The sequence below is a fragment of the Neoroseomonas rubea genome (genome assembly GCF_016106015.1).
GTDB lineage: Bacteria > Pseudomonadota > Alphaproteobacteria > Acetobacterales > Acetobacteraceae > Neoroseomonas > Neoroseomonas rubea.
Map to the genome: position 1 here is coordinate 1 of NZ_JACADQ010000098.1, position 12,587 is coordinate 12,587.

Below are 12,587 nucleotides of genomic sequence, written 5' to 3' on the forward strand. Positions count from 1 at the left end.
GACGCCGAGCGCGAGCGCGGCCGCCGCGCGCGGCTGGAGCGCGAGGCGGTCGGCCTCGGGCGCGATCCCGTCGCCCACGCTGCCCAGGGCGGCCGGGTCGGTCGCCCGGCGAAGCGCCCCGGGATCGAGAGGCAGCGGGCCGGTATGCTTCGGCGCTGGCATGCGTCCTCCCTGCGTGTTGTCGCAAGTATCACGCGTCCGTGATCATGCTCCAAGCCCGCATCGGATCCCACGCCCACCGGCGGTTGGCACCCCCGCGCCGGCGATGCGAGGATGGCGAGAGGAAAAACGGGGGAAACGCGCGATGCAGCTGCGCGAAGCGGATTACGTCATCCTGGGTGGCGGCTCGGCAGGCTGTGTGCTGGCCGCGCGCCTGTCCGAGGATCCTTCGGCGCGCGTCGCGCTGCTGGAAGCCGGGCCCTGGGACCGCAACCCCTGGATCCACATTCCGATGGGTTTCGCGCGGCTGTACGTGACGAAGAAGTTCGACTGGAACTACCAGACCGAAGCCGAGCCGGAACTGGGCGGGCGGCAGGTCTACTGGCCGCGCGGGCGCGTCATCGGCGGATCGGGCAGCGTCAATGGCTTGGTGTTCCTGCGCGGCTCGCCGCGCGACTACGACCGCTGGGCGCAGTCCGGCGCGCGCGGCTGGTCCTATGAGGATTGCCTGCCCGCCTTCCGCAAGCTCGAGACCTTCGCCGGGCCGGAGAGCGAATTCCGCGGCAAGGACGGCCCCGTCCAGGTGGGGGAGGTGCCGGAACCCTCGCCGGGCTGCCGCGCCTTCGTGGCCGCCTGCGAGCGGCTCGGCTTTCCGCGCAACCTGGACAACAACGCGGAATGGTTCGAGGGCGTCGCGCCCAACCAGCTCAACGTGCATCGCGGCTGGCGCTGGAGCCCCGCGACCGCCTACCTCAAGCCCGCGCTGCATCGCCCGAACCTCGAGGTCGCGACCGAGCGGCTCGGCCTGCGCATCCTGATCGAGAACGGGCGCGCGACCGGCGTGCTGGTCCGCGGGCCGGAAGGCGAGGAGGTGTGGCGCGCGCGGCGGGAGGTGATCCTTTCGGCCGGCGCGATCGAGAGCCCGAAGATGCTGATGCTGTCGGGCATCGGCGATGGCGCCGCGCTCCAGGGCCTCGGCATTCCCGTCGCAGTCCATGCGCCCGAGGTCGGCCGCAACCTGCAGGACCACTTCATGGTCCGCTTCGCCTTCCGCACCAAGCCCTGCGGCACGTTGAACGAGATCATGGCCAACCCGCTGCGCGCGGCGGGCCTTGGGCTCGACTGGATGCTGCGGCGGAAGAACCAGATGGCCGTGGGTGCCTCGGAGGCGAGCCTGTTTGCCCGCGTGCTGCCGGGCAGCGAGGAGCCTGAGGTGCAGTTCCAGTTCGTGAACTTCAGCCTCGGCGGCAACCAGGGGACCTCGGCGAGCAGCCTCGCCAAGCATCCGGGCTTCACCTTCAACTTCTGCGTCTGTCGTCCCGACAGCCGCGGCGAACTGACGCTGCGCGCGCCGGCCGCGGAGGTGAAGCCGCGGATCGTCGCGAACTACCTCTCGGCCGCCTCCGACATCCGCATCATGCTGGAAAGTGCGAAGCTCGGCCGGCGCATCGCGGCGACCGAGCCCTTCGCGGGCCTGATCGAGGAAGAACAGTTCCCCGGCCGCGGGACCGAGGGCGAGGATCAGATGCTCGACTACATCCGCACGGCGGGGACAACCGTCTACCACCCCTGTGGGACGGTGCGCATGGGCGCCGATGACCGCTCGGTCGTGGATACGGAGCTGCGGGTGCGCGGCGTGGCGGGGCTGCGCGTCGCGGACGCGTCCGTCTTCCCGCTCGTGCCGTCCTCGAACATCCACCCCGCGGTGCTGATGCTGGCCGAGCGCGCGGCGGAGATCATCCGGCGCGCGGCCTGAGGCTCAGGCCTCGACGCGCGTGACGCTGCTGGCGGGGACGTCCGCTTCCTCGCCCAGCATGCGCCAGACGCCGCCGGTGAGGATCTCGCTCGGCCGGAAGCGGGCCTTGTAGGCCATCTTGCGGCTCTCCGGCACCCAGTAGCCGAGATAGACATAGGGCAGGCCGAGTTCGCGCGCGCGCGCCACCAGCCAAAGCACGACCTGCGTGCCGAGCGAGCGCCGCTCTGCGCCCGGCTCGTAGTAGGAGTAGACGGCCGAGAGCCCGTCGGAGAGCCGGTCCGTCAGGCAGGCGGCGACGAGCCGGTCGGCCGGGTCGCGGAACTCGACGACGGTGCTGCCGATCGGCGTGTCCTCGATCATGGCGCGGTAGTCGTAGAAGCCCATCGCCGCCATGTCCCCATCGGCATGGCGGGCCTTCTGGTAGCGGTGGAACAGGGCGAACTGCTCGGCGGTGGCGCGCGCCGGCATCTCGGCGCCGGACAGGTCGGCATTGGCGCGCCAGACCTTGCGCTGGGTGCGGTCGGGCTCGAAGGCCTCGGCGACGATGCGGATCGGGATGCAGGCCTGGCAGCCCGGGCAGACCGGCGAATAGGCGATGTTGTGGCTGCGGCGGAAGCCGGCGCGCGACAGGCGGTCGTGCAGCGCCTCGGCATCCGTGCCCGACAATTCGGTCACGATCTTCCGTTCCGTCCGCCCGGCCAGGTAGGGGCAGGGAAGGGGCGCGGTCGTATAGAAGAATTGCGGGCGGCGGGCCGAGCGTTGATGCATGTCTGTCCAGGTAGTGTCGTCGCGCGGCCTTCCGGAATCAACCTGCCCGCCGCCTCACGGCACCAGCCGCAGCCGGCCGGAGGGAGCGCCGGCCAGCGGCCCGATCCGGAGCAGCGTGCCGTCCCGCCAGATCGGCAGCAGGTCGGCCCAGTGCCGGCTCATCGGGTGCCCCGACTGGCCGGTCGCGATGACGAGATGCGCCCCGTCCGGATCGGCCAGGTCGAAGACGCCGCGGAAGCCTGCGCCATGGACATTTCCGAAGACGCCGTCGCGTTCCGGGCGCAGGCCGGCACGGTTCACCGTCTCCCCATCGCCGCCAGAGGGCACGGCGATCCTCGTCAGGGCGCCGAGGCCGGGGACGAAGCGCAGGACGGGATGCTCGAACAGCGCCGGCTGGGCGGCGGCCCAGCGCCAGGAGGCCGGATCGGCGCCATGCACCGGCGCGAGGTCCGCGACCGCGCGCGTGAGTGCCTCGGCCAGCAGCGGCCCGCAGCCTGACGCGCCGCACCAGGCGAGGCCGGCTTCCGGCACCGTCAGCACGCGGCGGAGGAATTCCGGGCTCGGCCGCCAGGCATCCTCCGCGACGCCGGCGCGCGTCAGCAGCAGGCGGGCGAAGCGGCCAAGCGCCGCGTGGAACAAGAGCGGCTGCGGGCGCGCGCCATCCATCTGCCCCTGCCAGTCGGCCAGCAGGTCGAACGCCGCGCCTGCCGCGCCGGCGGGGCGGGGCATGGCGCGCAGGGCGGGCAGCGCTTCCCGCGCGAACAACGAGACGCGATCGGCCTGGAGCGCGGCGAAGGCAGCCGGGGCATGCGACGGGCTGCCTTCCAGCACCTCGCCGATGCGGCGGAAGCGCCAATCGCCGTACCAGTCGCGGCCGAGGAAGGCGGGGTGGCCCGGCGGTGCGATGCGGTTGTTGGCATTGGCCAGCAGACCGCTTGCCGGCGTCTCGACATGGGGCAGGGCCTCGAAGGGAATGAAGCCCGTCCAGTCCGCCCGGCCGTCCCAGCCGGGCACCGGGGCGCTGCCATCGCCGGCGCGGCGCAGCGGCACCCGCCCGGTCACCACCATGGCGATGCGCCCATCTGCGTCGGCCAGCATCAGGTTCTGCACCGGGCTCGTGATGAGCCGCGCCGCCGCGCGGGCCTGGCCGATGTCGCGTGCGCCGTTCAGCGCCAGCAGCCCCGCCGCGGCGCTGTCCCCCGGGGCGAGGCTCGCCATCGCGACGGCGAGCACGGTCCCGTCCGCCCGGCCCTGCGGCGCGTCGAGGTCCGACAGCACGGGGCCGTGACGGGTTTCCCGCACGCGTATGGTCACGGGCGCGCCGAAGCGGACGTTGATCACTTCCTCCCGCACCGCGAAGGGGCGCGGGCCGTCGGGGGTTTCGTACGCATCGGGGCCGGCGAGGCGCTCGACGAAGATGTCCTGCGTGTCGGCGTGGGTGGTGGTGAAGCCCCAGGCGAGGCGCTCGTTCCGGCCGATGACGATGCCCGGCACGCCGGGCGCCGTCGCGCCCGCCAGCACGCGCCCGCCCGGTAACTCGACGCGGGCGAGGTACCAGAGGATCGGCGCCTGGTAGCCGAGATGCGGGTCGGTCGCGAGCAATGGCGCCCCGGTCGCTGATCGGCCCGGCGCGACCGCCCAGCTGTTCGAGGCGATGGAGGGCAGAGGTGCGTCGCCGGGGAAGCGCGGGAGGGCGGCGGCGAGCCCTTCAAGCCCGGCCAGCGCCGGCGCCGCGACCGCATCCTGTCCCGCCGCGGCGTGCGCGGTCATCAGCGGTGCGTCTGGACGGCCGGGGGTGCGGTCCTCGGGCCAGAGGTCGGCAAGCCGCTCCGGCGGCAGGATGGCGGCCAGCCGGGCGCGATCGAGCTCGGTGCGGAAATTGCCCGCCAGCCACAGCCCCATCACCTTGCCCCAGAGCAGGCTGTCGACCGGCCGCCAGGGCTCGGGTGCGCCGAGCAGCACGAATTCCGGCCCGGCGAAGCGGCCCCGCGCGGCGATCCAGGCGTTGACGCCAGCGGCATAGGCTTCGAGCGCGCGCCGCGTCTCATCCGGCAGGGCGGCAAGGTCGGCCTCGGCCCGCCGCTCGAGGCCCAGCAGGCGCATGAACCGATCGACGCGCAGCGCCGGCGCGCCGGTCAGTTCGGCCAGTCGCCCCGACGCGCCGCGGCGCATGGTTTCCATCTGGAACATGCGGTCGCGCGCGTGCAGCCAGCCGAGGGCGGTCCAGGCGTCCTCCGCATTCGCCGCGGCGATGCGCGGGATGCCATGCGCGTCGAGCGCGATCTCGACCGGGGCCGAGAGGCCGGCGACCGGCAGAGTCCCATCCCGCGACGGCAGCGTCCACCAGGTCGCGCCTGTCAGCATGCCGAGCGCGAGGAGGATGAGGGCGGCACCGCCGACCAGCAGCCGCCCCGTCCAGCGGAGGAATCTTCGCATGATTCTAATGATGGGGATGTCCCCGCCCGAGGGAAAGGAAGGCCCCTGTGGACGGCGCCGCGCCCGGCTGATACCCGAAGAGATATGACGATGACGGAACGAAAAGTTGCCGGAGCCCCGCCGCCGCCTTCCGGCGCCGCGGCCCATGCGGCGCGAGGGGAGGCGCTGCTGGCCGAAGGCCGGCGACTGCTCGCCGAGCGGGCTTTCCGTTTCGCGCTGGATCTCGACCCTGGCGATGCGAGGGCCCGCCTGGGTCTCGCGCTGCTCGAACCCGCGCCCGGCCCGGCTTTCGAAGGCATGGTCGAGGCAATGACGCGCGATGGCGCGCCATCGACCGCATGGGAGGCGGCGGCCCGGCGCCTGCTCGAAGCCGGCCGGCCCCACGCGGCGGCAGAGGCTGCCGCTCACGGCCTGTCGGCGCATCCCGACGGCGCCGTGCTGCACGCGCTGCGCGGCGAGGCGGCGCTTCGGCTTGGGGAGACCGAGGCGGCTGCGGCCGCCTTCGCCGCCGCCTGCGCCCACCGACCCGCCCCGCAGGAAGCCTGGCGCGGTCGTCTCGACGCGCTGTGGCGGCTGCGCCGGCTCGAGGAGGCATCCGCGGTCGCGACCGAAGCGCTCGCGGAGCATCCCGAGGTGGCGGGTCTTGTCGCCCGCCACGCGAGTCTTCTTCTGGCCCAGTGGCGGGTGGGACCGGCCGAGCGGACGGCGCGACGCGCGCTTGAACTCGACCCGGCAGAGACGATGGCGCATCTCACGCTGGTGGACACGCTGACGCTGCAGCGGCGGCGGGCCGATGCGCTCGCCGCCGCGCGCCAGGCGGCCGAGGTATTGCCCGGCAACCGCGCCGTCGCGACCCGCCTCGCGCGTCTTGCCCTCGCGGAGGGCGAGGCCGAGGTCGCCGTCGCCGCCTTCGACGCGTTGACGGCCGGCGGGGCGGCTGCACCGGCGATCTGGACCGGACACGTCGAGGCGCTCAGGGCCGCTGGGCGGCAGGCCGATGCGCTGGTGGCGGCGCGCGCGGGACTCGCCGTGCATCCGGCCTCGGCCGAGCTCTCGGGGCTCTGCGCCGACCTTCTCCTGGCCGAAGGCGACGCGGCGGCTGCGCGAACCGCGCTTGCCGAGGCGATGGCGGTGTTGCCCGCGGCGCAGGCGGTCGGCCTCGCGCTGTCGGAGGGGCTGCTCCGGCGTGGCGACACAGCGGCGGCGGCGGCGGCGGCACGGGCGGTTCTGGACGATGGCGGCCCGGCGGAAGCGCTGGCGCGGGCGGGACAGGTGCTGCTCGCCGCCGGCGAGCATGACGCGGCGGCGGCAGCCTTTGGCAGCGCGACGGACGCGGCGCCCACCCTTGCCGCAGCGTGGATCGGCCTCAGCGACGCCTGCCGGCTGGCGAAGCGGATCAAGCCGGCCATCGCGGCCTTCCGCCAGGCCGAGGCGCTGGGCGCCGAGCGCCAGGCGCTGCGCGCGCTCCGCTTCCGCCTGTTCGGCGAGTGGGGCGAATAGGGCGCGCTACAGCCCGCAGGCGGCGTCGAGGAAGGTGCCGCCGAGCGTGCCGGGCTCGGCCGGCCGGAAGTCCCGCCCGCGCGGGCGTTCGGCGTGCACCGGCTGCTGCGCGCCGAGGCGCGCGAACCATGCCCCTTCGAGCGGCCGCCAGCGCCGCTCCGCGCAGCGATACTCGCCGAGGAAGCGCACTGACTGCGCGCGCCCGCCGGTCTCCGGGATCGGGATGGACTCCCGGAGGTTGAGCAGGATCCAGGCGCGGCGGACCGCGCCCGCTGTGACCAACCCGTTCTCCTGCACATAGCCGCTTACGATGTCGCCGCCGGTGGACAGCGCCGGGATGGCGCGCCAGCCGGCCGGCGGCGGCGGATAGGTGAGCGGGTCGGGCGCCGCAGGCGCCGGCGCCTCGGCGGCGCAGGCTCCGAGCAGAAGGGCGAGGGCGAGGGCGGGCCGCGCGCGCATCACGCCATGTTCACCATGATGGTCTTCTTGTGCGTGAAGTGCTCGAGCATCGCTTCCAGCGAGGCTTCCTTGCCGAGGCCCGAGGACTTCACGCCGCCGTAGGACAGGTTCGCCTGCACGACCAGGTTCTGGTTGATCTGCACCAGGCCCGCTTCCAGCCGGTGCGCGAGGTCGAGCCCGACCTTGAGGTTGTTGGTCCAGAGGCTCGCGGCGAGGCCGTAGTCGGAATCATTCGCCTCGGCCAGCACCGCCTCCGGGTCGTCGAAGGGCTGGATGACGGTGACGGGGCCAAAGATTTCCTCGCGCACCAGGCGGCTGTCCTTCGTCAGGCCGGTGAAGATCACCGGCTGGATGAAGAGGCCCTTCTTCAGCGCCGGGTCGGTCGGCATGGCCGAGCAGACATGGGCGGTGGCCCCCGGCGTGGCGGTGCCCTCGGCGATGAAGCCGCGCACCTTCTCCAGCTGGCCTTCGGAGACGATGGTGCCGATGTCGGTCTTCTCGTCCAGCGGATCGCCCATGACCATGCCGTTCACGGCATCCTTCATGGCGGTGACGAAGCGGTCGAAGATCGGGCGCTCGACATAGATGCGGCTGGCCGCGGTGCAGGACTGGCCCTGACGGGTGAAGCGCATCGAGGTCAGCGCGCCGGACACCGTCTTGTCGAAGTCGCAATCGGCGAAGACGATCATCGGCGACTTGCCGCCGAGCTCCAGCGTCACCGGGATCAGCTTCTCGGCCGCGGCGCGCGCGACAATCTTCCCGGTCTCGACACTGCCGGTGAAGGTCACCTTGCGCACCAGCGGGTGCGTGACCAGCGGCGCGCCGCATTCCGGGCCGAAGCCGGAGACCATGTTGAACACGCCTGGCGGCAGGACGCGGTTCATGATCTCGCAGATGCGCAGCACGGCAAGCGGCGCTTCCTCGGCCGACTTCACCACCACTGCATTGCCGGCGACCAGCGCGGGCGCGACCTTCAGCGCCATCAGCAGCATCGGCACGTTCCAGGGGATGATGGCGCCGACCACGCCGAGCGGCTCGCGCACCGTCACGCTCAGCACGTTGGGCGCGAAGGGAACGCTTTCGCCCTTCAGTTCGGAGCCCAGGCCGCCGAAGAACTCGAAGACGTCGGCGACGACATTCGCCTCGACGCGGGATTCCGTGCGCAGCGCCTTGCCGGTCTCGAGCGCGATGAGCCGGCCGAGCTCATCCACATGCTCCTTCAGCAGCTGCGCGCACTGGTGCACCAGGGCACCGCGCTTGCGCGCGGGCACCTTCGCCCACTCCTTCTGGGCCTTGGCCGCGTTCTGCACGGCGGCGTCGACATCCGCCGCGTCGCCTTCGGCCGCGCGCGCCACTTCGGCACCCGTCGCTGGGTTCACCACGGCAAAGGTCTTGCCCGAGCGCGCGGGCACATAGGCGCCGCCGATGAAGTGAACGCCCGAGAGCGCCTTCGCCAGTGCGAAGGGGTCCGCGGTTGGCGCGGCGGGGGTCGGGTGCGGGCGGTCGAGCATCGGGCGCTCCTCGGTGTCTTGCTTCGGGCGGGAGGAATAGACCCGCCGGGCGGCGGAGGGAACCGCCGCCTCGGCGCTATTCCCGCGTGATCCGGACGCCCGTTTCGGCGACGACGCGACGCCAGCGCGCCCGTTCGTTGCGTACGAAGGTCGCGGTCGTCTCAGGCGTGCTGTCCGCCACCGCGACCGTGCCGACCTCCGCCAGGCGCCGCACCAGTTCCGGCTCCGCCAGCGCGGCGTTGAAGGCCGCGTTCAGCCGCGCCACGGTCGGCGCGGGCGTCCCCGCGGGGGCGAAGGCCAGGATCCAGGTCTCTGCGTCGAAGCCGGGGATGCCCATCTCCGCGATCGCCGGCAGGTCCGCCTGCGGGCCGGAGCGGCGCAGGCTGGCGCGGGCCAGGGCGCGCAGGCGCCCGTCGGCGATCGCGCCGGCCACGGTGGGCGCGGATTCGACCATGTAGGTCACCTCCCCCGTCAGCAGTGCCTGCAAGGCGGGCCCGCCGCCGCGATAGGCCACATGCTCGACCCGCACGCCGGCGCCGCGGGCGAACCATTCGCCGGCCAGATGCGGCATCGATCCGACCCCGGCCGAGGCATAGTTGTGCCGGCCCGGCTCGGCCTTCAGCCTGGCGACCAGCGCGGCCATGTCCGTGATGCCGAGGGTCGCTGGCACGACGAGCACGAAGCCCGTGACGCCGAGCAGCGCGACCGGGGCGAAGTCGCGCTCCGGGTCGTAGGGGAGGTCCGCGAAGAGCGCGGGATTGACCGCGTGGGTCGAGGCGGTGCCGATCAGCATCACCGACCCGTCCGCCGGCTGGCGTCGCACATGGTCGGCGGCCGTGGCGCCTCCTGCGCCGGCGCGGTTCTCGACGACCACCGGCTGGCCGAGATGATGCGCGAGGCGCGCCGCGACGAGGCGCGCGCCGATATCCGTCGTGCCGCCCGGGGCGAAGGGCACGACGAGGGTGACCGGCCGGGCCTGCTGGGCACGCGCCACGGCGGGCAGGGCGAGGCCGGCGGCGATCAGGTGGCGGCGGCGGAACGTCATGGCCGTGGTCGTCCTCCCTCGGGCGGGCCGGTGTGTCCGGCCTCGCAGCCGAGCCTGCCACGTCCGGCCGCGCGGCGCGATGCCGGGCGCGGGTTGCCGGCACGAAGGGGCGGGACTAAGCCTGCCCCCGAGCCTTTTCCGGAGTAGCGCATGACCACGCCTGCCGGCCCGCTCGCGGGCCTTCGCGTCCTCGACCTCACCCGCGTCCTCGCCGGGCCGACCTGCACCCAGATGCTGGGCGACCTGGGTGCGGAGGTGATCAAGATCGAGCGGCCCGAGGCCGGCGACGACACGCGCGGCTTCGCGCCCCCCTTCTGGCCGGAGACGAAGGAGAGCGCCTACTTCCTCGGCGTGAACCGCAACAAGAAGTCCGTCACGCTCGACATGGCGAAGCCCGAGGCGCAGGCGATCCTGCACCGGCTGCTCGAGACGACCGACATCCTCGTGGAGAACTTCAAGGTCGGCGCGCTGGCGAAGTACGGGCTGGGCTGGGAACAGCTGAAGGCGAAGTACCCGCGGCTGATCTACTGCTCCATCACCGGCTTCGGCCAGACCGGCCCCTATGCGCCGCGCCCGGGCTACGACGCGCTGATCCAGGCGATGGGTGGCGTCATGTCGCTGACGGGCGAGCCCAATGGCAGCCCGCAGAAGGTCGGCATCCCGGTGGCCGACCTGTTTGCCGGGCTCTATGGCTGCATCGGCATCCTCGCCGCGCTGAACCACCGCAACGCGACGGGGCAGGGTCAGCAGATCGACATCGGCATGCTGGATACGCACGTGGCCTGGCTCGCCAACCAGGGCATGAACTACCTGGCGACGGGGGAGAACCCGCCGCGGCTGGGCAACCAGCATCCGAACATCAGCCCCTACCAGGAATTCCCGACCAAGGACGGCTACATCATCCTGGCCGTCGGCAACGACCCGACCTTCGAGCGCTTCTGCAAGGCCTTCGGTTGCGAGCACCTGCTGGCCGACGAGCGCTTCGCGACCAACCCGAAGCGCGTGGCCAACCGCGACCTGGTGACCGAGACGCTGACGCCGGTGATGAAGTCCCGCACCACCGTCGAATGGGTGGCGGCGCTGGAAGCCGAGAAGATCGGCTGCGGCCCGATCAATACGCTGGCCGACGTGTTCGCTGACCCGCATGTGCAGGCGCGCGAGATGACGCTCGAGATGCAGCATGGCAGCGGCGCCACGGTGAAGGTCATCGCCAACCCGGTGAAACTGAGCGCGACGCCGCCTACCTACCGCTCCGCGCCGCCGGTGCTGGGCGAGCACACCGAGGAAGTCCTCGGCGGCGTGCTCGGAATGGAGGCCGCGGAGATCGCGGCGCTGCGCGCGAAGGCGATCCTGTAGCCGGCGGCGCCCGGCGGGGCGGAGGAGAAAGGATGCGCGAAGGCGCGGTGCGCTGGCTCTCGCCGGCCGGGTTCTTCACCCTCCGCTGGTGGGATTGGGGGCCGGAGAATGGCGCGCCGGTCGTCTGCGTGCATGGGCTGACGCGGTCGGGGCGCGACTTCGATACGCTCGCAGCCGCGCTCGCGGCGCGGGGGCGGCGCGTGATTTGCCCCGACCTGCCGGGGCGCGGCGCCTCCGACTGGCTGCCGGACCCGATGCTCTACCAGCCGCCGGTCTACATCGCGGCGCTGTCGCATCTCCTCGCGCGCCTCGACGGGCCGGTCGACTGGGTCGGCACCTCGCTTGGCGGCATCTGCGGCATGGGCATCGCGGCGACGCCGGGCAATCCGATCCGGCGGCTCGTGCTGAACGATGTCGGCGCCTTCGTGCCCCAGGCGGCCATGGCGCGCATCCGCGACTATGTCGGCACCGAGCCCGTGTTCAGCGACATCCCGACTCTGGAGGCGCATCTGCGCGTGGTCCATGCGCCCTTCGGCCATCTGTCGGATGCGGAGTGGCGGCACCTGGCCGAGACATCCGCCCGGCCGGCCGATGGCGGGGTCGCGCTGCACTATGACCCGGCGATCGCCGCGCCGATCCGCGCGATGGAGGCGCAGGCGCTCGACATGCAGGCGCTGTGGGAGCGCGTGAAGGTGCCCGTCCTGCTGATCCGCGGCGCGGAAAGCGACCTGCTGCTGCGGGAGACAGCGACCGCGATGGCGGCCGCGCCGAACGTCGAACTGGCGGAGATCGCGGGCGCGGGCCACGCGCCGGCCCTGATGGACCCGGCGCAGGTCGCGCTGGTCACCGACTTCCTCGCTCAGTAGCCCGGACGGGGCGTCAGTTCCATCAGCGCCTGGTCGAGGCCCCCGTCCACCAGCAACTCGGCGCCGTTCACATAGGCGGCGCGGGGGCTCGCGAGGAAGGTCACGGCATCGGCGATGTCCTGCGGCGTGCCGATGCGCCGGCTGGGCAGCATCGCCTCACGCCGCTCCAGGATGCCGGGCGCCTGGTAGAAGGATTCCGACAGCGGCGTGCGGATGAAGCCGGGGCTGACGATGTTGCTGCGGATGCCGTCGGGCCCCCATTCCAGGGCGAGCTGGCGCGACAGCATCGCGACGCCGGCCTTGGACGGGCTGTAGGCGCCGCTGCGTGGCTGCGGGTTGGACGCGGCGATGGAGGCGATGTGAATGATCGCCCCGCCGCCTTTCGCAAGCATCTGCGGCCGCGCGGCCTGGGCGCAGGCGAGGTAGCCCGTCAGGTTCACCGCGAGCAGCGCGTTCCAGGCCTCGATCGCGATCTCCGCGAGCGGGCCTGGGCGCAGGATGCCGGCATTGTTCACGAGGATGTCGGCATCCCCGAGCGCGGCGCGGCAGGCGGCGAAGGCGGCGCGGACGCTGGGTTCGTCCGTGGTGTCGCAGGCGGTGGCGAAGGTGTTCGCGCCAGCGGCGCGCAGGGCTTCCGCGCGTGCCCTGGCGCCCGCCCCGTCCCTGTCGAGCAGCGCGACCGCGGCCCCGGCGCCGGCCAGTTCGGTGGCGATGGCGCCGCCGATGCCGCC

10 protein-coding genes are annotated in these 12,587 nt (G+C 72.9%); 4 read left to right on the forward strand and 6 right to left on the reverse strand.

Annotated features, from left to right (window positions below; genetic code table 11):
* The first annotated feature begins 304 nt into the window (after positions 1-304).
* The gene (locus HW577_RS11655; RefSeq protein WP_198376305.1) at positions 305-1,915 is read left to right on the forward strand and encodes a GMC family oxidoreductase; all 1,611 of its coding nucleotides are present in this window, start codon (positions 305-307) and stop codon (positions 1,913-1,915) included.
* A gap of 3 nt (positions 1,916-1,918) precedes the next feature.
* Here HW577_RS11655 and HW577_RS11660 read toward each other — a convergent pair whose 3' ends face one another.
* Positions 1,919-2,683 (reverse strand): arginyltransferase, encoded by a 765-nt coding sequence (locus tag HW577_RS11660; protein ID WP_198376306.1) that lies wholly within the window; start codon positions 2,681-2,683, stop codon positions 1,919-1,921.
* Between the two features lie 54 nt (positions 2,684-2,737).
* Positions 2,738-5,119 carry a penicillin acylase family protein gene (locus HW577_RS11665; protein WP_198376307.1) on the reverse strand — a complete coding sequence of 794 codons (2,382 nt, stop codon included), beginning with the start codon at positions 5,117-5,119 and terminating at the stop codon, positions 2,738-2,740.
* 90 nt (positions 5,120-5,209) lie between these two features.
* Between HW577_RS11665 and HW577_RS11670 the strand changes: the two genes are divergently transcribed.
* A complete protein-coding gene (locus HW577_RS11670) occupies positions 5,210-6,619 on the forward strand; it encodes a tetratricopeptide repeat protein (RefSeq protein WP_198376308.1) in 1,410 nt (469 codons plus the stop codon).
* A 6-nt stretch (positions 6,620-6,625) separates the two neighbouring features.
* Here the strand turns inward: HW577_RS11670 and HW577_RS11675 are convergent, their stop codons facing one another.
* The 3 genes from HW577_RS11675 to HW577_RS11685 form a co-directional block, all read right to left on the reverse strand.
* Complete coding sequence (locus HW577_RS11675) at positions 6,626-7,078, reverse strand: surface-adhesin E family protein (protein WP_198376309.1); 453 nt, start codon at positions 7,076-7,078, stop codon at positions 6,626-6,628.
* Entirely contained in the window at positions 7,078-8,589 is a 1,512-nt protein-coding gene (locus HW577_RS11680; protein WP_198376310.1) for an aldehyde dehydrogenase family protein, read from the reverse strand. The genes HW577_RS11675 and HW577_RS11680 overlap by 1 nt, the downstream gene beginning before the upstream one ends.
* Positions 8,590-8,665: 76 nt before the next feature.
* Positions 8,666-9,634, reverse strand: coding sequence for a Bug family tripartite tricarboxylate transporter substrate binding protein (locus HW577_RS11685; RefSeq protein WP_198376311.1), 969 nt, complete (start codon positions 9,632-9,634; stop codon positions 8,666-8,668).
* Between the two features lie 150 nt (positions 9,635-9,784).
* Between HW577_RS11685 and HW577_RS11690 the strand changes: the two genes are divergently transcribed.
* Entirely contained in the window at positions 9,785-10,990 is a 1,206-nt protein-coding gene (locus HW577_RS11690; RefSeq protein ID WP_198376312.1) for a CaiB/BaiF CoA transferase family protein, read from the forward strand.
* A 32-nt stretch (positions 10,991-11,022) separates the two neighbouring features.
* Positions 11,023-11,856 (forward strand): alpha/beta fold hydrolase, encoded by an 834-nt coding sequence (locus HW577_RS11695; RefSeq protein WP_198376313.1) that lies wholly within the window; start codon positions 11,023-11,025, stop codon positions 11,854-11,856.
* On the opposite strand, the gene HW577_RS11700 is transcribed toward HW577_RS11695, so the two are convergent.
* A partial coding sequence (locus tag HW577_RS11700; protein ID WP_198376314.1) for an SDR family NAD(P)-dependent oxidoreductase occupies positions 11,850-12,587 on the reverse strand: 738 nt, incomplete at its 5' end. The genes HW577_RS11695 and HW577_RS11700 overlap by 7 nt on opposite strands.